18 protein-coding genes are annotated in these 23,158 nt (G+C 63.7%); 13 read left to right on the forward strand and 5 right to left on the reverse strand.

Annotated features, from left to right (window positions below; genetic code table 11):
• Positions 1-15 precede the first annotated feature (15 nt).
• A complete protein-coding gene (locus PCO31110_RS06215) occupies positions 16-927 on the reverse strand; it encodes a LysR family transcriptional regulator (protein ID WP_150584104.1) in 912 nt (303 codons plus the stop codon).
• A 361-nt stretch (positions 928-1,288) separates the two neighbouring features.
• Here PCO31110_RS06215 and PCO31110_RS06220 point away from each other — a divergent pair, with 361 nt between their 5' ends.
• The 8 genes from PCO31110_RS06220 (at position 1,289) to PCO31110_RS06255 (ending at position 10,622) form a co-directional block, all read left to right on the forward strand.
• A complete protein-coding gene (locus PCO31110_RS06220; protein WP_010807587.1) occupies positions 1,289-2,935 on the forward strand; it encodes a DEAD/DEAH box helicase in 1,647 nt (548 codons plus the stop codon).
• A gap of 287 nt (positions 2,936-3,222) precedes the next feature.
• Positions 3,223-4,176, forward strand: a complete 954-nt coding sequence (panS, locus tag PCO31110_RS06225; protein WP_036664237.1) for a ketopantoate/pantoate/pantothenate transporter PanS — start codon at positions 3,223-3,225, stop codon at positions 4,174-4,176.
• 278 nt (positions 4,177-4,454) lie between these two features.
• Entirely contained in the window at positions 4,455-5,015 is a 561-nt protein-coding gene (locus tag PCO31110_RS06230; protein ID WP_010807585.1) for a DapH/DapD/GlmU-related protein, read from the forward strand.
• Positions 5,016-5,094: 79 nt separating this feature from the next.
• Positions 5,095-5,856 carry a peptidylprolyl isomerase gene (locus PCO31110_RS06235; RefSeq protein ID WP_150689860.1) on the forward strand — a complete coding sequence of 254 codons (762 nt, stop codon included), beginning with the start codon at positions 5,095-5,097 and terminating at the stop codon, positions 5,854-5,856.
• Between the two features lie 377 nt (positions 5,857-6,233).
• On the forward strand, positions 6,234-7,619 hold the full coding sequence (locus tag PCO31110_RS06240) for a protoporphyrinogen/coproporphyrinogen oxidase (RefSeq protein ID WP_150689861.1): 1,386 nt from the start codon (positions 6,234-6,236) through the stop codon (positions 7,617-7,619).
• An 88-nt stretch (positions 7,620-7,707) separates the two neighbouring features.
• Positions 7,708-8,277, forward strand: coding sequence for an AfsA-related hotdog domain-containing protein (locus PCO31110_RS06245; RefSeq protein ID WP_150689862.1), 570 nt, complete (start codon positions 7,708-7,710; stop codon positions 8,275-8,277).
• A 42-nt stretch (positions 8,278-8,319) separates the two neighbouring features.
• Positions 8,320-9,126: a fatty acid desaturase family protein gene (locus PCO31110_RS06250; RefSeq protein WP_150689863.1), complete on the forward strand. Its 807-nt coding sequence runs from the start codon at positions 8,320-8,322 to the stop codon at positions 9,124-9,126.
• Between the two features lie 11 nt (positions 9,127-9,137).
• Positions 9,138-10,622, forward strand: a complete 1,485-nt coding sequence (locus PCO31110_RS06255; RefSeq protein ID WP_051126519.1) for an NAD(P)/FAD-dependent oxidoreductase — start codon at positions 9,138-9,140, stop codon at positions 10,620-10,622.
• An 82-nt stretch (positions 10,623-10,704) separates the two neighbouring features.
• Here the strand turns inward: PCO31110_RS06255 and PCO31110_RS06260 are convergent, their stop codons facing one another.
• Positions 10,705-11,523: a class I SAM-dependent methyltransferase gene (locus PCO31110_RS06260; protein ID WP_150689864.1), complete on the reverse strand. Its 819-nt coding sequence runs from the start codon at positions 11,521-11,523 to the stop codon at positions 10,705-10,707.
• A 132-nt stretch (positions 11,524-11,655) separates the two neighbouring features.
• Here PCO31110_RS06260 and PCO31110_RS06265 point away from each other — a divergent pair, with 132 nt between their 5' ends.
• Positions 11,656-12,492, forward strand: coding sequence for a helix-turn-helix transcriptional regulator (locus tag PCO31110_RS06265; RefSeq protein WP_246189738.1), 837 nt, complete (start codon positions 11,656-11,658; stop codon positions 12,490-12,492).
• 34 nt (positions 12,493-12,526) lie between these two features.
• On the opposite strand, the gene crcB is transcribed toward PCO31110_RS06265, so the two are convergent.
• A complete protein-coding gene (gene crcB, locus PCO31110_RS06270) occupies positions 12,527-12,925 on the reverse strand; it encodes a fluoride efflux transporter CrcB (protein ID WP_150689865.1) in 399 nt (132 codons plus the stop codon).
• Positions 12,926-13,027: 102 nt separating this feature from the next.
• Positions 13,028-13,717 (reverse strand): orotate phosphoribosyltransferase, encoded by a 690-nt coding sequence (locus PCO31110_RS06275; RefSeq protein WP_010806896.1) that lies wholly within the window; start codon positions 13,715-13,717, stop codon positions 13,028-13,030.
• 358 nt (positions 13,718-14,075) lie between these two features.
• On the opposite strand from PCO31110_RS06275, the gene PCO31110_RS06280 reads away from it, so the two are divergent.
• Together PCO31110_RS06280 and PCO31110_RS06285 are read left to right on the forward strand one after the other, a co-directional pair.
• Positions 14,076-15,314, forward strand: a complete 1,239-nt coding sequence (locus tag PCO31110_RS06280) for an MFS transporter (RefSeq protein WP_010806895.1) — start codon at positions 14,076-14,078, stop codon at positions 15,312-15,314.
• 322 nt (positions 15,315-15,636) lie between these two features.
• The gene (locus tag PCO31110_RS06285; protein WP_150689866.1) at positions 15,637-17,916 is read left to right on the forward strand and encodes an NADP-dependent malic enzyme; all 2,280 of its coding nucleotides are present in this window, start codon (positions 15,637-15,639) and stop codon (positions 17,914-17,916) included.
• A 130-nt stretch (positions 17,917-18,046) separates the two neighbouring features.
• On the opposite strand, the gene PCO31110_RS06290 is transcribed toward PCO31110_RS06285, so the two are convergent.
• The gene (locus PCO31110_RS06290) at positions 18,047-21,613 is read right to left on the reverse strand and encodes an indolepyruvate ferredoxin oxidoreductase family protein (RefSeq protein WP_150689867.1); all 3,567 of its coding nucleotides are present in this window, start codon (positions 21,611-21,613) and stop codon (positions 18,047-18,049) included.
• Between the two features lie 597 nt (positions 21,614-22,210).
• On the opposite strand from PCO31110_RS06290, the gene PCO31110_RS06295 reads away from it, so the two are divergent.
• Both PCO31110_RS06295 and PCO31110_RS06300 read left to right on the forward strand, forming a co-directional pair.
• On the forward strand, positions 22,211-22,420 hold the full coding sequence (locus tag PCO31110_RS06295; RefSeq protein ID WP_010806892.1) for a hypothetical protein: 210 nt from the start codon (positions 22,211-22,213) through the stop codon (positions 22,418-22,420).
• A 219-nt stretch (positions 22,421-22,639) separates the two neighbouring features.
• Positions 22,640-23,128 (forward strand): Lrp/AsnC family transcriptional regulator, encoded by a 489-nt coding sequence (locus PCO31110_RS06300; protein ID WP_010806891.1) that lies wholly within the window; start codon positions 22,640-22,642, stop codon positions 23,126-23,128.
• The last annotated feature ends 30 nt before the right edge of the window (positions 23,129-23,158 follow it).

A 23,158-nucleotide genomic window follows, 5' to 3' on the forward strand; every position in this document is an offset into this window, starting at 1 on the left:
ACAACGGCACGACGTTTATGTCGTGCCGTTTTCTTTTGTGGCGACGGGCGCCGCCAGCCGATCGAGCAGCTGCCGGGCGTAGACGGGCAGGGCGTCGCGCGCTCGCACGCACAGCACCAGCATGCGCAGCGCCCATGGGTCCGAGAGCGGCACGATGCCGATGCCCAGCACAGCCGCCGAGCGCCGGGCGGCGCTCAGTGGCACGATACCCAGCGCCGCTCCGGCGGCCACGGCCCGGCACAGGCTGTCGAAGTCGCGCAGGCGCAGGCGGTAGTGCAGGGGCCGTCCCGCACGTTTCGCGTGGCCGTCCAGATGCTCGGCCAGTGCACTCTGTTCAGGCAGGCCCACGAACTCGCCGTCCAGTACGTCGATGAATGCCACGTCTTGCTGTGCGGCCAGCCCATGACCCGGCGGCGTGACGACGACCAGCCGGTCTTGCCGGAACGGCACCGTCTCCAGTCCCGTCAATTCGATCCAGTCGGAGACGACGCCGATGTCGGCCGCCCCTTCGAGCACCGCTTGCACGACGGCCGGACTCGTCTGCTCGCGCAGTGATATCTCGACGCTCGGATGCTCGGCGAGGAACGCGCCCAGCAGATCTGGCAGGAACTCGGACATCGCAACGGTGTTGGCGGCGATGCGTACGTTGCCTTTGAGCCCGGCCGCGTATTCGCCCAATTCGCCGCGCATTTGCTCGATCTGGGCGAGCACGCGTCGCGCGTGAGCGAGCAGTGCGCGTCCCGCAGGTGTGGGAATGACCCCCTGGCGGTGACGCATGAACAGCGCAACGCCCAGCGCCTCTTCGAGACCGCGTATGCGCGCGCTGGCGGAGGCCAGCGTCAGATGGGCGCGTTCGGCGCCGCCGGTGATGCTGCCGGCGTCGGCAACCAGCAGGCAAAGACGCAGATCGGTCAGGTCGAATCGCACGGGGCAGGCGGCAGGGCGTTGGGGCAATGGCGTCAGTGTAGCGGCTCGGCCGGGGTGTTCGCACGCGTGGTGGAATATCCGAATATTGGGCCTTGCGGACGTCCAAAAACCGATGTCGACTGACTTGGGAAAGGGCACATGGTAAACTACCCGCTTTCAAGACACGGCCGTACCCGCGACGGCCTCGCCCGCCAAGCCGCTTGATTTCATCGCCGGCGGGTCGTCTTGCCGGCGTCATCCGGCGCATCGCCCCCTATGAGCGCGATGCCCGTCGCACGCCCTACGCGGGCATTCCACCAAAAATAAACAACATCGATACGCGCGGGGACACACATCGTGGAGTCCGCGCATTGGTCTTTATATGTCTTTTGAAACGCTCGGCCTATCGGCCGACATCCTGCGTGCGGTTGCCGACCTTGGCTATACGCACCCGACTCCGATTCAACTGCAAGCGATTCCGGCCGTCCTGCAAGGCGGCGACCTCCTCGCCGGAGCCCAGACCGGGACCGGCAAGACGGCAGGCTTCACGCTGCCGATTCTGCAAATGCTCGCTTCGCGTGCGCGTCCCGCGCAGGCGAACGGCAAGCGACCCGTGCGTGCCCTCGTGCTGACTCCCACGCGCGAGCTGGCCGCACAGGTCGAGGAAAGCGTCACGCAATACGGCAAGTACCTGCGCCTGACATCCATGACCGTGTTCGGCGGTGTGTCGATGGTGCCGCAGGTCAAGCAATTGGCGCGTGGCGTAGACATTCTCGTCGCCACGCCGGGCCGTCTGCTCGATCACATGCAGCAGAAGACGGTCGACCTGTCCGGCGTCGAGATTCTCGTGCTGGACGAAGCCGATCGCATGCTCGACATGGGCTTCATCCGCGATATCCGCCGGGTGCTGGCGGTGTTGCCTGCGCAGCGTCAGAACCTGCTGTTCTCGGCCACGTTCTCCGACGAAATCAAGCAACTGGCAGATGGCCTGCTCAAGTCGCCCGCGCTCATCGAAGTGGCACGTCGCAACACTACGGCCGAGACCGTCGCACAGAAGATTCACCCGGTCGATCGCGACCGCAAGCGCGAACTGCTGGAGCACCTCGTGCGCGAGCACAACTGGTTTCAGGTGCTCGTGTTCACCCGCACCAAGCACGGTGCGAACCGTCTGGCCGAACAGTTGACGAAGGGCGGCATTCCCGCGCTCGCCATCCACGGTAACAAGAGTCAGGGCGCGCGTACGCGTGCGCTCGCCGAATTCAAGAGCGGCACGCTGCAAGTGCTGGTCGCGACCGATATCGCCGCACGCGGTATCGACATCGACCAACTGCCGCATGTGGTCAACTTCGATCTGCCGGAAGTGGCGGAAGACTACGTGCACCGTATCGGCCGCACGGGCCGTGCAGGCGCGAACGGCGAAGCCGTATCGCTCGTGTGCGTGGACGAACATCAACTGCTCACGCAGATCGAGCGCCTCATCAAGCGCACGATCGACCGCGAAGTGATTCCGGGCTTCGAGCCGGACCCGCATGCCGTGGCGCAACCGATTCGCAAGACGCAACAGGGCCGTGGCGCTGGCGGTCGTGGCGGACGCAGCGGCGGTGACGACGCGCGCCAACCGGCACGCGCCCCGCGTGAAGCCCGTGAGCCGCGCGACGCGGGCCGGGGTGCACGGCACAGCGATGAGCCGAAGCCGCGTCGCGAAGGCGAGCGCGGCGGCCGTCAGGGGGGGAATGGTGGCAACGGTGGCAAGGCAGGTACCGGCATGAACGCCGGCAATGCCGGCCAAGGTGCCCAGCAACGCCAACAGGCGCCCAAGCGCCAGGGCGATGCCCAACGCGCACCAACGCGTGCCGCACAGAATTCCGCTACGCCGCGTCAAGGTCAGGAAGGCCGCAACGCACCGAACGCTCCTCGTGTACAGGGCGGCGGTGGCGAGCGCGGCGACTTCGCCCAGCGAGGTCCGCGCCCGGCGCGTCGTGACGGCGCCGGGGGCGCGCTGCTGATGGGCAAACCCAAGCGAGACTGAGCGTTCGCAAGAGGTATTAACGGTGCGCGCGCAACTCAACATTCCGATGAACTTGAGTTGCGCGTCTGGCATTCGTCTCGCCGTCATGCGAGGTCGCGGCGCGGCCCGCGATTCGCACCGGTCAGCGTCATCCGGACGGTTCCGGAAGGCCGGGTTGCGCAAAATAAGTAAAATATTAACCTTTTGCGCCCGGCGGCTCGGGTGTGGCAGAGGCGATGATGCCGGGCGTGACCCGGCCGCACCGGCTCGTCAGCGCACGCGCCGCGTACCTGTTCTTCGAGGATTTCATGATTGCCCGTGTCACCCGGCTGTTCCCGTTGTGGGCCCTGCTGCTGTCCGTTCTCGCCTTTTATTCGCCCGGCAGCTTCTCCGGCATTACGCCGCACGTCACGGCGCTCCTGACCGTCGTGATGTTCGCGATGGGCGTGACGCTCACCTTCGACGATTTCAAGCGCGTATTCACGCGTCCTGCGCCGATTGTCGCTGGTGTGGTGCTGCACTATCTTGTCATGCCGCTGGCGGCCTGGATCATTGCGCGCGTGTTGCACATGCCGCCGGATCTGACGGCCGGTATGGTGCTCGTGGGCAGTGTGGCGAGCGGCACGGCGTCGAATGTCATGATCTATCTGGCGCGCGGCGACGTAGCGCTGTCGGTCACGATCAGCGCCATGTCCACGCTCGTCGGTGTGTTCGCCACGCCGTTGCTCACGCGCCTGTATGTCGATGCCTCGATTGCGGTCGACGTCGAGGGCATGTTGCTGTCGATTCTTCAGATCGTGGCGCTGCCGATCGGCGCGGGGCTGCTCATCAACCGCTATCTCGGTCGTGCGGTACGCGCTGTCGAAGGCTACCTGCCGCTCGTCTCGATGGTCGCTATCGTGCTCATCATCGGCGCGGTGGTCGGTGCCAATCAGGGCAACATCGCCACGGTCGGGCCGTTGGTGATGGTCGGCGTGATATTGCACAACGGACTGGGTCTGCTCGGCGGTTACTGGGGCGGACGTTTGCTGGGGTTCGACGAATCGATCTGCCGCACGCTGGCCATCGAAGTCGGCATGCAGAACTCGGGGCTGGCCGCCACGCTCGGCAAGATCTACTTCACGCCGCTGGCCGCACTGCCGGGCGCACTGTTCTCCGTGTGGCACAACCTTTCGGGGTCGCTGCTCGCGGGCTACTGGCGAGGCCGTCCGACTGGCACCGCGAACGATTCGCCGGCACCGGCCGCGCGCGCGCAACACTGAGCTTCTCATGCGCCGCACGCGGGTGTGTGCGGCGCGCAACGGGTGCACGCACCGTCATCGCGTGTATTTGCCTTTCTGTCTCTCATCGCCTACAACTTCGATATACCGTTCGCGGCGGTGAGAGAATCCGCATCACGGCGCCCGTCCGTGTTCCCTTTCCCCGCTCGCCCACTGGGCGTATTCCGACGTGGTCAGCTCAGGCAGCGATGTGTCGTGCGAGATGCGCGATGTCCTGCTGCAACCCGGCGTACGAGCGAGCGGTCCGGAGTCACTGAACAATGTTGAGAAAGAACCCGCGCGGGGATTACCCCGTGGTGCACGAGACCTCGTTCGTCGATCCCACGGCCATTCTGTGCGGCCAGATCATCGTCGGGGAGAACGTCTTCATCGGACCTTACGCGGTGTTGCGTGCCGATGAGGTCGATGAGAACGGCGGGATGGAGCCGATCGTGATCGGCGCCAACTCCAATATCCAGGACGGGGTTGTGATCCATTCGAAGGACGGCGCACGCGTTTCCATCGGCGAAAACACATCGATTGCCCATCGCTCCATCGTGCACGGGCCTTGTGTTATCGGCAGCAACGTCTTCATCGGGTTCAATTCGGTGCTGTTCAACTGCGTCGTGCACGATGGCGTGGTGGTGCGGCACAACAGCGTGGTCGATGGACGCGATATTCCCGAGAATTTCTACATTCCCTCGACCACACACATCAGCCGCGAGACCGATCTCGCGACCATTCCGAAAGTCACCGTCGACGCGCGTGAGTTTTCCGAGTCGGTGAGCCGCACGAACGTGCAGCTCGCACGTGCCTACCGTCGTATTCAGAACGAGTTCTGACGGCAGGCGATTGGCACGCGGAAAGGGACCGATGCGTGCGTATGAGCGGGGGCAATGAAGGTTTTCGTGGGAGTCCGTCATGTCTTTGAGTGTCAATGGGATTGTCATCGACGCACGCCGCGTCGCCGATGAGATCGATCTGCATCGAGACGCGGCCGATCCGGAAGCGGCTGCCCAGCGCGCGCTCGTCAGCCGCGAGTTGCTGCGCCAGCGCGCGCGCGACTTGCGGCTGCTGACCGATGCCGATGACGCGAACGCGAGCGACGACGCGATCGTCGACGCGCTTTTCACCCGCGATGTGCAGGTACGTCGTCCGACCGAAGCCGAATGCCGGGCCTATTTCCACGAACATGCGAGTCAGTTTCGCGTCGGCGATAAAGTGCAGGCGAGTCACATTCTGTTTGCGCTGTCGGCGGGCGTGCCGCTGTCCACCACGTTGCAACGCGCGCAATCGGCACTGGATGCCGTGCTCGCCGAGCCGGCCTCGTTCGAGTCGGTGGCGCAATCGATGTCGGATTGTCCGTCAGGGCGCGCAGGCGGCAGTCTGGGCATGCTTGCCCGCGGTAGCGGCGCGCCGGAGTTTGAGCTGGTGCTGTTCTGCGGTGACCGTCTGGGCGTGTTGCCGAGACTCGTGAACACACGCTATGGCTTCCATGTCGTACGTATCGAGCGCCGCGTGAAAGGGCGCATGCCGCCGTTTGAGCGCGTGGCCGAGCGTATTGCCGCGCTGTTGTACGAACAAGCACGAGCGCGCGCGTTGCGCCACTATGTGGCGTTACTTGCCGGGGCCGCCGACATCAGCGGCGCCAACGATAACGAAGGGACGCCACGCGTGCAGTAGCGACGATGCTCGCATGCCATGCATGAGTGACACGCGTCGAAAGACGGCATATGAGGTGAAGCACTGAGCGCGTAACGTTCGTTTGCAAAGTCTTTCGGTCAAGGGCCGGGTTCTGTATTCCACAGAACCCGGCCCTTTCTGTTTGTGCGCGAAGGCACGCGTGCAAACCGGCATCGCGTCGTCGAACGGCCCTGGAAATTCCAACGGGATGCAAAGGACACGACGTTTATCAAGTGACTGTGACAGTTCACTATGAGTAAACGCGCTATGGGATTACAGCGGTTTGTTTCATTCACCTATGCTTAGGATGTCGTGATATTCGAGTGTCATTGTCACGACACTTGAAGCATGTCCCATGAACATGCGGGGGCTCTACGATGACATCCACTGCGGCATGCGCCGTCGTTGGCGGCGGCATATCCGGCATTGCGACGGTGCACTATCTGCGCAAGGCCGGCATTCCTGCTGAGTTGATCGAACGGCAAGCGACGGTGGGCGGCCGGATCTGTTCCGCCACGCTCGACGGTTGCCGGATCGATCTGGGCGGCAAGAACATCGGTCGGCACTACGAGCGTTTTCGCACACTCGCCCACGAACTCGGTCCATTTGCGTTCGAGCCTTTCGGCATCAACACGTCACGTATCCGGAATGGCCGGATTGTCACGCTGGACAGCACGCGTCGCCTGAGTAGTACCTTCGCATACATGCGGGGCTGCCCGCCGGCAGACGCCTTGCGCCTCGGCGGACTTTGCCTGCGAGTGTGGCTCGATGCGCGCAACCGGTTTCTTGACAGCCCGTCATTCGCAAGTCTGGCCAGACACTACGACGACTCGCCGCTCAGTTCGCACTTCAGCCCGGAATTTTGCCGCGCCGTCGTGCGGGCAATGTCGGTACGAATGAACGGCGCGGAGCCCGACGAGATCTACCTTGGCAACTTCGGCACCCACCTGGGGATGTGGCTCGATACCTACGATCAGTTCAAGGACGGCATGGGTGCCTTCGTCGACGCGGCAACCGCTTCGGTACAGGTCCGCTGCGAGGCTCGCGTCGAGCGTATCGCGGTTCGCAACGGCCGGGTCTGCGGTTTGTCGGTGCGTCACGCCGACGGCCGCACCCGTGACATGGAATACGACCACGTGGTGCTTGCGACGCCAGCGGGCGTCAGTGCCGACCTGCTTCGTGAGCACGATGCGGTACTCGCGGCAGCATTCGACGGGATTCGCTACTTCCCGGTGCTGGTTCTGGTGGCGATGTATCGCCGGCCAATATTCTCAGCCCAGGTGCGGGGCCTGTCATTTGGTCCGGACCAGGCGTTGAGCAACGCTGGCGCCTATGGCGTCGATCGGCTGGACATGGTGCGTTATACGTTCAGCGGTCGTAAGGCACGCGAGCTTATCGAACGTGCCAGGCATGCCGATAGTGTCGATGATTCGCATGCCGAAGCGTTGATGGATATCGCCGAGGCGACCCTGCGCCAATACGTCCCGGTGGAGCGCTCGGACCGGCGGGATGTCGTCGCCCATCTGTTCGACCCGGGGCTGTGCGCCTACGCGCCGCACCACTATCGGTTGCGGGCATTGCTGGAGGACCGTCGGCACATGATCGACGGTCTCTCGTTCGCTGGCGATTATTTGCGCGGCGCGTCGATCGAGGCTTGCGTGTTTTCAGCGCAGGAGGCGGCGTCTCGCATTGTCCAATCGCTTCTCGAACACCGCAGAAGCCGACCCCCCGGCGTTGGGTACAGCGGCTACGCATCGACGTAACGTTACGTCCACTCCCCCCCCAGCTCGCCCGTCGCGGTTCGCGACGACGGGCATTTCACCCCCCCGAAAGCCCTTGAACGGAGTCGCCATGAACCTTCAGCCCCCCTTGACGAGCCGTGTTGCCGGTCTGCCCGGTGGTAACGGTACCGAAGCACTCGCGATGCCCAGGACACTGGATCACACACTGGTCCACAAGTCCGATCCGGCCAATGTATTCGTGGCGTCGATCATGCGCACCGACGCCACACCCGACGGATACGACTGCTTTATCGCGACCCTTCATATCGACCCGAGTCATCCCTTCTTCTTCGAACATCCCCTCGACCATGTACCGGGTCTGATGCTGATCGAAGCGAACCGACAGGTCGGGACGGCAATCTCACACCGCTTCTATGAGGTTTCGCACGATCTGGCCTTTGTTCTGAATTCGCTGGACGTGGTATTCGAACACTTTGCCGAATTGAGCGCTCCTCTGTTGGCACGATTCGTCATTGTCGCCAAGGCCTACCGGCGCGATCACCTGTCTGCCCTGACTTGCGAAAGTCAGTGGCTGCAATTCGATCGTCCGGTCGGCACGATGAATGCGCGCTGGAGCTTCTCACCACCGGCGTTGCTCGCCCGGCTGCGCCGTAACGCCGCCGCCGGCGAAGTCCATTGAGGCGCGCTCGCCTATCGAGGTCGAGCGGCGCAAGGAGGCATCATGAGACATCTCGCCCGTTGGCTAGGGTTGCATTATCAGGAGGATCTCGCTCCGCTTGCGCTGGTGGCGGGAACCGCGGCGGCGCAGGTGACAGGTTACCTATTCGCGCATGAACTGAGAACGGCGATCGCGTGGGCGGCACTGCTGTTGCTGCCCCAGATCGCAGTATCCACTGCAGTGCATAACCAATCGCACGTGGGCATGTTCTCGAGCGGATGGCGCAATCGGGTGCTTGAACTTGTGATGTGGCTGGAAACCGGCATGTATGCCGCGAAGTTCCGGCTGCATCACAGCCGGGGCCATCACCTGCATTACACCGAGCCGGAACGCGACCCGTCACGCTGGATAGATGCCGGCGGCCGGCGGATGTCGCGGCTTGCTTACATCGCTCACTATTTCTTCACGTACAACTATCACGTGCTGCGCATCGGGCGCACGTGCAAGCGTCTGCGTCAACGTTGCCTCGGGCAAGTGGCAGCCAGCTACGTTGTGCTAATCGGGTTGCTCCTTCACGACCCGCGCAACGCGCTCATCTTCTTCGTCGCACCGATTGTGCTGGTATGGCTGAACTTCATTCACATGACGTACGACGATCATATCGATCTCTACTCGCGAGATCCGTTCAAGGCGTCGCATACGAAGGCCAACATCTGGCTCAATCTCGTGTTTTTCAACAATGGGTATCACCTCGCGCATCACGTGCGTCCGGGGTTGCATTGGAGCCGGCTTCCCGCGTTTCATCGGCAAATCGAGCATCAGATCGATGTGCCGGCATCGCAGAGCGGATTGAATCGCTGGTTCCGATAACGAGGCACGCCATGACTTCAACGACGTCGGTAGGGGCTATGCCCTGCGGCACAACGTCCGCCGCAACGCGCGCGATTGTTATCGGTGGAGGAGTGGCCGGGCTGCTTGCGGCGCGGGTGCTGACCGGGCACTTCGAAGAGGTGTGGCTCGTCGACCGCGACGAATTGCCCGGTGCACCGGGGCCGAGGGCCGGCGTGCCGCAAGGTCAATTTGTGCACCAGTTGCTCATGCGAGGGCGGCGCACGCTGGAGGCCCTGTTTCCCGAGCTTGGCCAAACGTTGCTGGACGCAGGCGCCGTGCCGCTCGACTGGTATCGGTCGGTACGCTGGTTCTCGGCGGCGGGTTGGATGCCTGCGGCGGGCGAGGGTTTCGTGACCTGGTCGACGAGCCGCGACCTGCTTGAGTTCGCGGTGCGTCAACGCGTGCTGGCCGAGCGGCGCGTCAGTGTCCTGCCAGGGTGCGAAGTCACCGGCCTGAGTCTCGACGCCGGGCAGACGCACGTTTGCGGTGTCACGATTCGACAACGTCCCGGCGTATTGGCGGGTTGTCCCGGTGGTGTCACGACACTGCCTGCCGCTTTCGTCGTCGACGCCAGCGGCCGAAATTCGCACACGCCCTCGTGGCTGCGCGCGGCCGGCTTCGACATGCCGCGAGAGACCGTTGTCGATGCCCGCGTCGGCTATGCGAGCCGCCTGTACGCGGTGCCGAAGCGCTCGCCATGGCGGGATTGGCAGGCGTTGGTGGTGCATGGCCGTCCGCCCGACTGCCCGCGCAGCGGCACGATTTTTCCCATTGAGGGAAATCGGTGGATCGTTACCTTGACGGGTGTCGGCGGCAACTATCCGCCCGGTGACGAAGACAGCTTCGTTGCTTTCGCGCGCAGTCTGCGAGTGCCGGCGCTCCACGACGCCATCGCCGCTGCCGAACCCATATCGGCGATTCGCCGATTTCGCCAGACGGAGAACCGGGTGCGGCACTTCGACGAGATGACGCGCTGGCCCAGAGGCTTCGCGGTACTGGGCGATGCCGCCTGCTGCTTTAACCCGGTGTATGGGCAGGGCATGACTGTGGCTGCGCTGAGTGCGGTGGCGCTCGATGCCCATCTGTACGTACTTCGCAGTGCTGACGCTGCGCCGGGGAGTCTGACGTTGCAACGCGTGCTGGCGCGTGTCGCACGGCATGCCTGGACGTTCTCGACCGGTGTCGATTTGCGTCAGACCGGGCAGAGAGGGGCGGCGCATTGGCGTGCGCGGCTCATGCAACGCTACGTGGAGTTACTGCTCGGGCTGGCGGTAGACGACGCGGCGATATACCGCCGGTTTCTGCACGTCATGCACATGGTGGAGCCGCCGAGCGCACTTTTTGCGCCATCGGTCGCGGCTCAGGTCGCATTCAAATTCGTCTCTCGGCAGATCGCGCCCGCTCTCGCCCCGAGGTGCGCGGCGTCACCGGGGAAGTCCGATGTGATCGGCGTCAAAAAAGCGGGACCGAAGTGACGCCAGACGGTTGGGGTGCCCGGCGTGGGTGTCGCACTCACGCCGGGCTTTGCGCTTTTCACTTTCCGATGACCCGGAATCCTCAGCCGACAACCAGTTCGAGCGTGAGCGTGTCGAGCGTGAACGATCCGTCGTCCTGAATCTTGAAGTGACGGCGCACGTCGTCGGCCATCGCCGCCTGCAACGCACGAATGGCCACTTGCATCGGCACCGGCGTGCGCATGCGTGTCGTCCAGGTCTTGAAGTCGAGTTCGAGCGTGCGCGGCGTGAGCGACGCCACCGAGAAACCCGCACTTGCTGCCATCGTCATCCATTCGCTCGCCGCGTAGTCGCGCACGTGTGACGTGTCGCGCAGCACTTCCACCGCTTGCAGATACGTATCGAACAACGGCTGGCCGGTCGAGGCGACGTCGCAGATCACCACACGACCGCCCGGCTTGAGTACGCGGCGCATCTCGCGCAGCGCCGCGCCCACGTCGGCCCAGTGATGCGCACTGTAGCGGCTGAAGACGAGATCGAAGCTGGCGTTGCCGAACGGCAGCGATTCGGCCGCGCCGAGTTGCGTGTCGACGTTCGTCAACCCGCGCTTCGCAGCCTCGCCCGCGACCACGCCGAGCATATCGGCCGACAGATCGTAGGCCACCACGCGCGCGGCATGCGGCGCGGTGAGGAAACTCACATGACCCGCGCCGCAGCCCAGGTCAAGCACCTGCGCCCCCGGGTGCGCGCGCACGATCGCAACGAGTTGCTCCAGATCGGCCCCCTGCGCGTGATTGGCGCTCGTCAGATAGGCGGACGCCTGCGGGCCGAACTGGCCGGTGACGACGGCGTTATGTGCGCTGTGCGCATTGCCGGTGTTGTGTGCCGCAGCGGAGTCGGTGGGGGGATGGGTATCGCTCACGGGGAGTCTCCTTCGTCTATGGGGTGGGGGTGTCGGATTCGGCGATGTTGGGCTCAGGGGGCTTGCGCGACATCGATGGGTCTCACGATAATGGCTCACCAATACCGGTACAAGTTGCCTATTTATCCTGGTATGAAAACTACCCCTGTGCCAACATCCGGCACCCTGCCGGCAGTGCCGTCCTCACCTGCCGATGATGCGCGCCAGCGCCGGGCGCTGGGAGATTTTCTGCGCGCGCATCGCGAGCGGCTGACCCCGGCGGCGGTCGGACTGCCGTTGCTTGGGCGGCGCCGCACGCCGGGGCTGCGACGCGAAGAGGTGGCGCAGTTATGCGGATTGTCGTCGACCTGGTACACGTGGATCGAACAGGCGCGGGAGGTGTCGATTTCGGCAGGCGCGCTGGCCTCGGTGGCCAGCGCGCTGCGGCTTTCGCGTGCCGAACGGGCATATCTCTTCGATCTGGCGGGCAAACGCGATCCCGAGCGCGGCGCGGCGCCGTTACCGCATCACGCGGCGGCGCAGGTGCAGGCGGCAGTCGCCGCCGTGGCGGCGCCTGCCTATGCGCTCGACCGGTGCTGGGACGTCCTCGCGTGGAACGATGCTGCCGCAGACATCTTCCGGGGCTGGCTCGATATGCCCGGCGCGAAAAATCTGCTGCGCTACATCTTCCTCGACGCGGGCGCACTGACGTTGATTCAGGCGTGGGAGAGCCGTGCGCGACGTGTCGTGGCGGAGTTTCGCGCCGAATGCAGCGCATATCTCGACGACACCCCCGTGCGTGCGCTCACAGACGCCCTGCAACGCGAGAGCAGCGTGTTCGCCGCGCTCTGGTCGCAGCAAGATGTCGTGGAGCGCGAGGGCGGCAGGCGCGGTTTTCATCACCCTGTGCGCGGAGACATCGACTTTGCGCAGGTCACGTTCCGTTTATCGGGGCACGACGACGTCAAGCTCGTGATGTTGCTGCCCTAGCACGACGGCCGCGACGGCAATGTCGCCAAGTCCGTCAGATGGCGGGGCGCAGCCACTGCACGAACAGTGTGGCGCTTGCCATGCCGAGCAGCGTCATGATGAGCGAGCCTCCAACGTGAACGATCACGATGAGCGATGCCCAGCCCATCTGCCCTTCGCGCAGCAGCGTGGTGACTTCGGCCGAGAAGGTGGAGAACGTGGTGAGGCCGCCGAGAAAGCCGGTGACGATCAACAGACGCGACTCGACCGGGATCGATGGAAAGTGACTGAAGAGCGTGACGGCGATCCCGATCAGATAGCCGCCGCCGAGATTGGCCGCGAGGGTGCCGAGCGGGAGTGTCGGCAAGATCGCATTGAACTGCACGCTGAGTGCCCAGCGCAACAGCGCGCCGAGGGCAGCCCCGATGCTGATGGCGATGACCGAAGCAAACATGGGTGACTCCTCTGCAAAGCGGATGCAGAAAAAAAACGGCCAGCCCTTTCGGACTGGCCGCTTTCGCCTCTCAAGCGAAGACTGCGGGCATTGCCACAGGACTCAGTCCTTCGGGAACGACGTGGCGCCGCCGTGCGCGCCCGACCACTCGGCCGGTGCATGCAGGAATTTCTCGACTTCGTCGAGCGTCTTCGTGTCGAAGTGGTTCTGCTGCTTGGCAACGCGCAGCACATCCCACCACGTCGCGAGCGAGTGCAGTTGGACGTCGATGTCCTTGAGCACCTGACGGCTCTCCGGGAAGATGTCGTAGTGGAAGATCACGAACACGTGATTCACGCTCGCACCGGCTTCGCGCAGCGCCTTGCAGAAATTGATCTTGCTGCGACCGTCGGTCGTCAGATCTTCCACGAGCAGCACGCGCGAGCCTTCCGGCAGATCGCCTTCGATCTGTGCATTACGGCCGAAGCCCTTCGGTTTTTTGCGCACGTACTGCATCGGCAGCATCAGCTTGTCGGCGATCCAGGCCGCGAACGGAATGCCTGCGGTCTCGCCGCCGGCCACTGTGTCGAATTGCTCGCAGCCGACGTCCTGAATGATGACGGCCTCGGCGAAGTCCATCAGCGTACGGCGTACACGCGGGTACGAGATCAGCTTGCGGCAGTCGGTGTAGACCGGGCTGGCCCAGCCCGAGGTGAAGATGTACGGCTTCTCGGCGTTGAAATGCACCGCGCCCACTTCGAGCAGGATCTTGGCGGTGATGTCGGAAATCGCCTGGCGGTCGATGCCAATCATGATGCGGTTCCTTAGCGTAGCTGCCCGCCGTGGGGCGTGCAGCCAGGAGTCATGGGTAAGTCGGCGGGGCGCCGCAGCGCGTAGGGCACTGAGGCAAAACGCCGTCTAAGGCGGCGGGTCTGCACGTCTTGCGACGACCGGCCGGCGCTTAAACCTGAATTATGCCACAAGTTTCAGCAGATGCGAGGTCAATTATGCACTGAGCGTATATTTTCAACCCAAGAAATACGCGCGGTGTGCCCGCACGGCGCATATGAGAAATCATCTCCGATAGATGAGTCCAAAAAAAGAGACAGTTGCCGAGCCTTTATGACAGGCATACACTCACGCCGAAAATTCAGACCCGTCGGACGCGCTCATGCCAAACGATTCCTCGCCCTCGCTTGCGGCTTCTGCCGTACCGCAAGACACCGCCTACGCGAACCGTGCCCTCTGGGCCTCGGCCATCGGCTATGCCATGGACGGCTTCGATCTGCTGATTCTCGGCTTCATTCTGCCGGCCATTGCCGCCGACCTCGCGCTGTCGAGCGCGCAGTCGGGGGCGCTCGTCACGTGGACCCTCGTGGGCGCCGTCGTGGGCGGCATTGTCTTCGGCATGCTCTCCGATCGTTATGGCCGCGTACGCGTGCTGTCGTGGACGATTCTGCTCTTCGCCGTGTTCACCGGCCTGTGCTCGCTCGCCCAGGGGTATTGGGATCTGCTGGCGTACCGGACGATCGCCGGCATCGGTCTGGGGGGCGAGTTCGGCATCGGCATGGCGCTTGCGGCGGAAGCCTGCGCGCCGGAGCGTCGTGCACGCGCCTCGTCGTTCGTGGGGCTGGGATGGCAGGCCGGGGTGCTCGCCGCCGCGTTGCTCACGCCGTTGCTGCTGCCGGTCATCGGCTGGCGCGGCATGTTCGCTGTGGGTTTGCTGCCCGCCGTCGTGTCGTTCGTCATGCGTCGCACGCTCGGCGAGCCCGAGATGTTCCTCGCCCAACAAAAGCAGCCGCGCGAACACGCGCCGCTCAAATTGCTGGTCAAGGATTGCGCCACCACGCGCGCGAGCCTCGGCGTGGCGATTCTGTGCTCGGTGCAGAACTTCGGTTACTACGGCCTGATGATCTGGATGCCGTCGTACCTGTCGAAGACGTTCGGTTACTCGCTCACCAAGTCCGCGATGTGGACGGCGGTGACGGTGCTCGGCATGGCGTTCGGCATCTGGCTGTTCGGCCGGTTGGCCGATCGCTTCGGCCGCCGCCCGACGTTCATCGGCTATCAGATCGGTGCGGTCGTGATGGTGTTTATCTACGCCCAGTTGCAGTCGCAGTTCGCGTTGCTGATCGGCGGTGCGGTGATGGGGCTGTTCGTGAACGGCATGATTGGCGGCTACGGCGCGCTGATTTCGGAGCTGTATCCGACGGCCGCACGTGCAACGGCGCAAAACGTGCTGTTCAACATCGGCCGCGCCGTCGGTGGTTTCGGACCGCTCGCGGTGGGGGCGCTGGCGGCCGCCTATTCGTTCAAGATGGCGCTCGTTTTGCTCGCCAGCATTTACGTGCTCGACATTCTCGCCACGCTTTTCCTGATTCCGGAGCGTCGCGGCGAGGCGCTGAAGTAGGGCGCGATGGCGGTCAATCGCCCGCGCGGCAGGCGCCGCGTGCGGCATCATGCTTTTGGCGCAAGGTGTACACTTTGCGTCCTGCGGTGCGTCCGGCGCACCGTAAGTCTCACGATCCGGGCGCGCATCGGCGCGGCATGCCGGATCGGGGAAGCGGCGGCCATCACGCTGCCGCGTAGCGAAGAAAACCGTCGACGACACAATCGTCGAGTCCCTCCGGTTGTCTCTTCCCCGCCGTGATCCGTGAAAAGACGGTTGAGTCCGGACGCTGCCCGCATGCGGCACGGGGCCCGGCCGTCGCCCTGTCATTAGGTATCGAGATATGGATGAAGAACTGAAACAAAGCGCCCTGGCTTACCACGAGAATCCGCGTCCGGGCAAAATCTCGGTGACGCCGACCAAGCCGCTGTCGAACCAGATCGACCTGTCGCTGGCCTACTCCCCCGGCGTGGCCTACGCGTGCGAGGCCATCGCCGAAGACCCGCTCGCCGCCAACCGTTACACGTCGCGCGGCAACCTCGTCGGCGTGATCACCAACGGCACCGCAGTGCTCGGCCTGGGCAACATCGGTCCGCTCGCCGCCAAGCCGGTGATGGAAGGCAAGGGCTGCCTGTTCAAGAAGTTCGCCGGCATCGATGTGTTCGACATCGAACTCGCCGAACACGATCCGGACAAGCTCGTCGAAGCCATTGCCATGCTCGAGCCGACGCTCGGCGGCATCAACCTCGAAGACATCAAGGCGCCCGAGTGCTTCTACATCGAGAAGAAGCTGCGCGAGCGCATGAAGATCCCCGTTTTCCACGACGATCAGCACGGCACCGCCATCATTGCCTCGGCCGCTATCCTCAACGGCCTGAAGGTCGTGGGCAAGGATATCGGCAAGGTGAAGCTGGTCTGCTCGGGTGCCGGCGCTGCCGCCATCGCCTGCCTGGATCTGCTGGTGAACCTCGGCCTGAAGAAAGAGAACATTCTGGTTCTCGACTCGAAGGGCGTGATTCACGCCGGCCGCGACAAGCTCGATGAGAGCAAGGCGCGTTACGCCGTCGCCACCGAAGCGCGCACGCTCGCCGACGCCTCGAACGGAGCCGACGTGTTCCTCGGTTGTTCGACCGCCGGCGTGCTCACGGGCGACATGGTCAAGACCATGGGCCCGAAGCCGCTGATTCTCGCACTCGCCAACCCGGAGCCGGAAATCCGCCCGGAAATCGCGAAGGCTGCGCGTCCGGACTGCATCGTCGCGACCGGCCGTTCGGATTACCCGAACCAGGTCAACAACGTGCTGTGCTTCCCGTTCATCTTCCGCGGCGCGCTCGACGTCGGTGCGACCACCATCACGGAAGAAATGAAGCTCGCCACCGTGCGTGCCATCGCCGAACTGGCGCAGGAAGAAGAGCAAAGCGAAGAAGTCGCGCGCGCCTATGAAGGCCAGTCGCTCGAGTTCGGTCCGGAATACATCATTCCGAAGCCGTTCGATCCGCGCCTGATCATCAAGATCGCACCCGCCGTGGCGCAAGCCGCGATGGACTCGGGCGTGGCCACGCGTCCGATCGCAGACATGGACGCCTATCGCGAACAACTCGGCACGACCGTGTATCGCACCGGCTTCATCATGCGCCCGGTGTTCGCCGCCGCCCGTGCCCGCTTCGGCAACGACGCCGCCCGCATCGTGTTTGCCGAAGGCGAAGACGAGCGCGTGCTGCGTGCTGCCCAGTTCGTGCTGGCCGAGGGCATCGCCAAGCCGATCATCATCGGCCGTCCGGCCGTGGTGGAAATGCGTTTGCAGAAGATCGGCTCGAAGCTCAAGCCGGGCGTCGATTTCGAGATCGTGAATCCGGAAGACGATACGCGTTATCAACGCTGCTGGCAGGAGTATCACAACCTCGGCGCGCGTCACGGTGTGACGCCGGAAGTCGCCAAGGCGGCCATGCGCAAGGACAACACGCTGATCGGTGCGATTCTCGTGCGTCTGGGCGAAGCCGACGGCATGATCTGCGGCATGATCGATACGTACCACCGCCATCTGGATGTGGTCGATCAGGTGATTGGCCGCGCGGCCGGTGTCGAGAACTACGCCGCCATGAACCTGTTGATGCTCGAAAAGCGCAACCTGTTCATCAGCGACACGTACGTCAACGAGACGCCGACGTCGGAGCAACTCGCCGAGATGACCGTGCTCGCCGCGAAGGAAATCGAGCGCTTCGGCATCGCCCCGAAGGTGGCGCTACTCTCGAACTCGAACTTCGGCAGCGTGAAGTCGGCATCGGCACAACGCATGGCTCGCGCCTGCGAACTGCTCGCCGCGCGCGCACCGGCGCTGGAAGTCGACGGCGAAATGCACGGCGATGCCGCGTTGTCGGAGACGGTGCGTCGCGCCGCGTATCCGGCGTCGCGTCTGTCGGGCGAAGCGAACCTGCTCGTCATGCCGAACGTGGAAGCGGCGAACATCACGTACAACCTGCTCAAGATGACGGGCGGCGAAGGCGTGACGGTCGGCCCGTTCCTGCTCGGCTGCGCCAAGCCGGTTCACATCCTGACGCCGGCCGCCACCGTGCGCCGTATCATCAACATGACGGCCGTGGCTGCGGCCAACGTCAGCCGTTGATGATCGGGGCGGACATGGCGCCGGGGTGATCTCCGGCGTTACTGTGCGCCGACTGCGCAAAAGCGCATAAAAAATCCCGCCAGACGCTCACGCGCTGGCGGGATTTTTGTTGGACTGCCGACTCAGCGGATCAAGCGGCCACGCGATGCGAACTGCCATCGCGGAACTGCGCCAGCAGCTTCGTCCATTTGATACGCGTGGCGGCGAGGTTCTGCTCCTTGATGTGCCCGTAGCCGCGAATCTCCTGCGGCAGCTCCGCCAGTTGTACGGCCAACGACAGGTTGCTCTCGTTCAGCCGCGACACCAGTTCGCTCACCAGCGTTTCGTACTCGCCGATCAGGGCCCGTTCCGTGCGGCGCTCCTGCGTGCGGCCGAAGATGTCGAACGCCCCGCCGCGCAGTCCCTTGAACTTCGCCAGCACACCGAACGCCTTCATCATCCACGCGCCATAGGCCTTTTTGACGAGATGGCCCTTGTCGTCGTGCTTGGCCAGCGACGGCGGCGCCAGGTGGAAGCGCAGCGTGAAGTCGCCTTCGAACTGCTCGTTGATCTTCTTCATGAATGCCGGGTCGGTGTAAAGCCGCGCCACTTCATACTCATCCTTGTAGGCCATGAGTTTGTAAAGCGCCCGGGCGACGGCTTCGGTCAGCGGCATTTGCATGCCCTCTTGCGTGAGCGGCGTTTCGGCGGCGCGCACACGGTCGACGGTTTGCTTGAAGCGTTCTGCATAAGCGCGATCCTGATACGCCACCAACTGGTCGTAACGGCGCTGGATCAGCATATCCAGCGCGCGCGGCGTATGCAGCGTAATCAGCTTGCCGCCGGCGGCAGACGACTCCGGCGTCTCGTTCTGCTGCGCCAGCCGACGCACCGACGCCAGATCGTGTGCGGCGCGACGGCCCCACTCGAACGCTTGCTTGTTCTTCTCGACCGCCACACCGTTCAGTTCGATGGCGCGCATGAGAGCGGCGTGCGAGAGCGGCACCCATCCCTTTTGCCATGCGTACCCGAGCACGAACGGGTTCGTGTAGATGGTATCGCCGAGCAGACGCAGCGAGAGGTGGTTCGCGTCGACGAAGTCGACGCTGTCGCCGGCCGCCGCACGAATATCGTTCTCCGTGCTTGCGCCGGGGAAGCGCCAGTTCGGATTGCGGATGAACTCGGCCGTCGGTGTGTGCGCGCTGTTGACCACGATGTTCGTCACGCCGTGCTGCACGCGTGAGAGCGTGTCGTCGCTCGCCGTCGTAATGGCGTCGCACCCGATCACTACGCGGGCGTCGCCCATGGCGATGCGTGTGGCGTGAATGTCCTCCGGTTGCAGTGCGATCTGCACGTGGCTCGTCACCGCGCCGCCCTTCTGCGCGAGGCCGGTCACATCGAGCGTCGTGACGCCCTTGTTTTCCAGATGCGCCGCCATGCCGAGCAGGCCGCCGATGGTCACCACGCCGGTGCCGCCCACGCCCGTCACGAGAATGCCGTACGGGCGCGTGATCGCCGGCAACGGTGGTTCAGGCAGCGGCGGCAGACCGCTGCTGTCGACCTGCGCCGTCTTGGGTTTGCGCAGTTGACCGCCTTCGACCGTCACGAAGCTCGGGCAGAAGCCGTTCAGGCACGAATAGTCCTTGTTGCAGGTCGACTGGTTGATCTGACGCTTCGTGCCGAATTCCGTTTCCAGCGGCTCGACCGACAGGCAGTTCGACTTCACGGAGCAATCGCCGCAACCTTCGCAAACGGCTTCGTTGATGACCACGCGCTTTGCCGGATCGGGGTACGCACCGCGTTTGCGGCGGCGGCGCTTCTCGGTGGCGCAAGTCTGGTCGTAGATCAGGATCGACGTGCCCTTGACCAGCCGCAGCTCGCGCTGCACGCGATCCAGTTCGTCGCGGTGATAGACGGGGACGTCGCCAACGAGCTTCACGCCGTCGTACTTTTCGGGTTCGTCGGTCACGATGACGATCTTCGCCGCACCTTCGGCATCGACCTGCGCCACGATCTGCGGCACGGAGAGCGTGCCGTCGACGGGCTGGCCGCCGGTCATGGCGACCGCATCGTTGTACAGAATCTTGTAGGTGATGTTGACCTTCGAAGAGATCGCCGCCCGAATGGCGAGCAGCCCCGAGTGGAAGTACGTACCGTCGCCGAGGTTGGCGAAAATGTGTTCGTCGCACGAGAACGGCGCCTGCCCGATCCAGGGCACCCCTTCGCCGCCCATTTGCGAGAAGGTGTCGGTGCGGCGATCCATCCACACGGTCATATAGTGACACCCGATGCCGGCGATGGCGCGCGACCCTTCGGGCACATTGGTCGACGTGTTGTGCGGGCAGCCCGAGCAGAACCACGGCTTGCGTTCGACTGCGATGCGCGGCTTGGCGAGCGCTTGCTCCTTCGCCTCGATCACCCGCAGGCGTGCGGCGATGCGCTCGCGCACGTCGCTCGGCAGCTCGAACTTCTCAAGGCGCGTGGCAATCGCTTTGGCGATCAGCGCGGGCGAGAGTTCATAGTGCGCGGGCAGCAGCCAGTTGGCCATCGGCACGGACCACTCGCCACCGGCGCCGTCCTTTTCGTCGAACTTGCCGTACACGCGCGGACGCACGTCGTCGCGCCAGTTGTACAGCTCTTCCTTGATCGCGTATTCGAGGATCTGACGCTTCTCCTCGACGACCAGAATCTCCTGCAGGCCTTGTGCGAACGCGCGCGCACCCTGCGCTTCGAGCGGCCACACGCAACCCACTTTGTACAGGCGAATGCCGATGCGCTGGCACGTGGCTTCGTCCAGCCCCAGATCGGCGAGCGCCTGACACACGTCGAGATACGCCTTGCCGCCGGTCATGATGCCGAAGCGCGCGTGGGGCGAATCGATCATCACGCGGTCGAGCTTGTTGGCGCGTACGTAAGCAAGCCCCGCGTACCACTTGTAGTCGAGCAGACGCGCTTCCTGCACCAGCGGCGGGTCGGGCCAGCGGATGTTCAGGCCGTCGGGCGGCATGATGAAGTCGTTCGGCAGATGGATGTCGACATTGTGCGGATCGATCATCACCGAGGCGGACGACTCGACCACGTCCGTCACGCACTTCATCGCGATCCACAGGCCGGAGTAGCGGCTCATTGCCCAGCCGTGCAGACCGTAGTCGAGATACTCCTGAACGTTCGACGGATACAGCACGGGAATGCCGGCTGCCTTGAAGTCGTGCTCGGACTGATGCGCGAGGGTGGAGGATTTGGCGGCGTGGTCGTCGCCCGCGAGCACCAGCACGCCGCCATGCTTCGATGTGCCCGCCGAGTTGCCGTGCTTGAACACGTCCATGGAGCGGTCGACGCCGGGGCCTTTGCCGTACCACATGGAGAACACGCCATCGAACTTGGCAGGGTACAGATTGACCTGTTGGGAGCCCCACACGGCAGTGGCGGCAAGGTCTTCGTTCAGGCCGGGCTGGAAGACAATGTGATGGCTCGCGAGGTGCTGTTTCGCTTTCCATAGCGACAGATCCAGACCGCCGAGCGGTGAGCCGCGATAGCCCGAAATGTAACCCGCGGTGTTGAGCCCGGCGGCGGCATCGCGCGCCTGCTGCAACATCGGTAGCCGGACCAAAGCCTGGATGCCGCTCATGTAAGCGCGACCGCGCTCGAGCGTGTACTTGTCGTCGAGCGTGACCGATTCTAGCGCGGCCAGCAAACTCGGGTTGACGGGGGCGTTCATGGGGTGTGCTCCTCACTCTCACTGATTTTGGGATCGCCAAAACTTCCTGCCCCTCCCGCTCTCGTGAAGCAGGACGGCAGCGGTGAATGCCGGCCTCTGAATATCGCTTTACCCAGGTGTTCACTTGCGTGAGATCACCCGTCGAGCGGGGCCTTTTATCGTGATACTGATGCCAGTCGGACTTATGTTAGCACCGGTGTCAGGGCGGTGCCTGACGGGTAGGGTGACGTTTCATAGGTGACCGATCGGGGGCAGTATAACGAGGATTATGACGTTTACGTAAACGTCAGATGGATGGCGTAAACCCTCGTCCGTCGTTTCCGCCTTTGCCTCCTTATGCCACCCGCAGGTGCGACGTCGAGACGCATGGCCGCTTTCGGATTTCGCCTCAAAATGGCGGCATTGTGTCGCGATTATGTCGGCAAACGTACGTTTGTCGGTGTCTTCTGACACGAGGGTAACAACGTGTAACGGTTCGGCGTCGGCGGGAACAGACTGGGCAGAATGCCCACTAACGCTTTACCCGACACGTTGGGTACGTTCTTAGCGCACAGTCTGTGCGCCTAGCAATATAGCGATACGCAAGAAGGAGTCACTGTGAATCAACGAAACATTGCCAAATTCCTGCTGGTTTCCGCTTCGTTTCTGACCTTGGAAGTGAGCGTTGCTCGCGCCGACGAAATGGCGCGCGACAAAACGGCCGAACCTACCCCGATGACGCAGCAGCGAACCACGCAACAGCCGCAGCGTTACGAAGGCCCGCTCGACCAGCGCACGATCGATCCGCGAGAATTCCAGCGCCGCTAATGCGGCCCGATCCATGCTGAGTGCGTTGCCGTATCGGTGACACGCTCCGACCCACCAGGGCGCCGCCTGACCAGGTTGGCGCCTTTTTCTTTGTCTGTGGCGCTTCAGAGCGGGGCGAGGCTGTAATTTCCCGTAATCGTCTTGCTGGGGCGATGTCTTCCTGAAAATAAAGATGCTGCGCAATAATATTGCGCACACATACAAATAATGGGGAGAAAAATGTCGAAGCTGGAACTGGATAAGATCGATCGCCGGATCCTCGCCCTGTTGCAAAGCAATGGCCGGCTGTCCAATCTCGAAATTGCCGAGCAGGTCAGGCTGTCCCCGAGTCCCTGCCTGCGGCGCATCCGGCGTCTGGAGGAGGCCGGTGTCATTCGCGGCTACGTTGCGCTGCTCGAGCCAACGCGGCTCGGACTCGGCCTGCTCGCCTACGTCAACGTACGGCTCGACAAGCGGCATCCCGGTGACGGAGAGGGCGGCTCGGTCATCGAGCACTTCCGCCGCGTGGTCGAGACCTGGACGGAAGTCGTCGGCTGCTACGCGATGGCCGGCGACATGGACTATTTGCTGCGCGTGCATGTGCGCGACATGGCGCACTTCTCGCAATTCATGCAGACGCAACTGATCGTGCATCCGAGCGTCGTCGACGTCAAAACGAGCTTCGTGCTCGATCAGCTCAAGGAGACGACGGCGCTACCGCTGCCGTGAACCGGCGAACGCCGTCATTGTGACGAAGAC

The sequence above is a fragment of the Pandoraea communis genome, assembly GCF_902459745.1.
In the GTDB taxonomy this organism is placed as follows: domain Bacteria; phylum Pseudomonadota; class Gammaproteobacteria; order Burkholderiales; family Burkholderiaceae; genus Pandoraea; species Pandoraea communis.

Excerpts from the sequence above, each read along its gene's own strand:
- PCO31110_RS06220 (WP_010807587.1), top strand. The coding sequence starts at position 1,289 with ATGTCTTTTGAAACGCTCGGCCTATCGGCCGACATCCTGCGTGCGGTT.
- panS (WP_036664237.1), top strand. The coding sequence starts at position 3,223 with ATGATTGCCCGTGTCACCCGGCTGTTCCCGTTGTGGGCCCTGCTGCTG.
- PCO31110_RS06230 (WP_010807585.1), top strand. The coding sequence starts at position 4,455 with ATGTTGAGAAAGAACCCGCGCGGGGATTACCCCGTGGTGCACGAGACC.
- PCO31110_RS06235 (WP_150689860.1), top strand. The coding sequence starts at position 5,095 with ATGTCTTTGAGTGTCAATGGGATTGTCATCGACGCACGCCGCGTCGCC.
- PCO31110_RS06240 (WP_150689861.1), top strand. The coding sequence starts at position 6,234 with ATGACATCCACTGCGGCATGCGCCGTCGTTGGCGGCGGCATATCCGGC.
- PCO31110_RS06245 (WP_150689862.1), top strand. The coding sequence starts at position 7,708 with ATGAACCTTCAGCCCCCCTTGACGAGCCGTGTTGCCGGTCTGCCCGGT.
- PCO31110_RS06250 (WP_150689863.1), top strand. The coding sequence starts at position 8,320 with ATGAGACATCTCGCCCGTTGGCTAGGGTTGCATTATCAGGAGGATCTC.
- PCO31110_RS06255 (WP_051126519.1), top strand. The coding sequence starts at position 9,138 with ATGACTTCAACGACGTCGGTAGGGGCTATGCCCTGCGGCACAACGTCC.
- PCO31110_RS06265 (WP_246189738.1), top strand. The coding sequence starts at position 11,656 with ATGAAAACTACCCCTGTGCCAACATCCGGCACCCTGCCGGCAGTGCCG.
- crcB (WP_150689865.1), bottom strand. The coding sequence starts at position 12,925 with ATGTTTGCTTCGGTCATCGCCATCAGCATCGGGGCTGCCCTCGGCGCG.
- PCO31110_RS06275 (WP_010806896.1), bottom strand. The coding sequence starts at position 13,717 with ATGATTGGCATCGACCGCCAGGCGATTTCCGACATCACCGCCAAGATC.
- PCO31110_RS06280 (WP_010806895.1), top strand. The coding sequence starts at position 14,076 with ATGCCAAACGATTCCTCGCCCTCGCTTGCGGCTTCTGCCGTACCGCAA.
- PCO31110_RS06285 (WP_150689866.1), top strand. The coding sequence starts at position 15,637 with ATGGATGAAGAACTGAAACAAAGCGCCCTGGCTTACCACGAGAATCCG.
- PCO31110_RS06290 (WP_150689867.1), bottom strand. The coding sequence starts at position 21,613 with ATGAACGCCCCCGTCAACCCGAGTTTGCTGGCCGCGCTAGAATCGGTC.
- PCO31110_RS06300 (WP_010806891.1), top strand. The coding sequence starts at position 22,640 with ATGTCGAAGCTGGAACTGGATAAGATCGATCGCCGGATCCTCGCCCTG.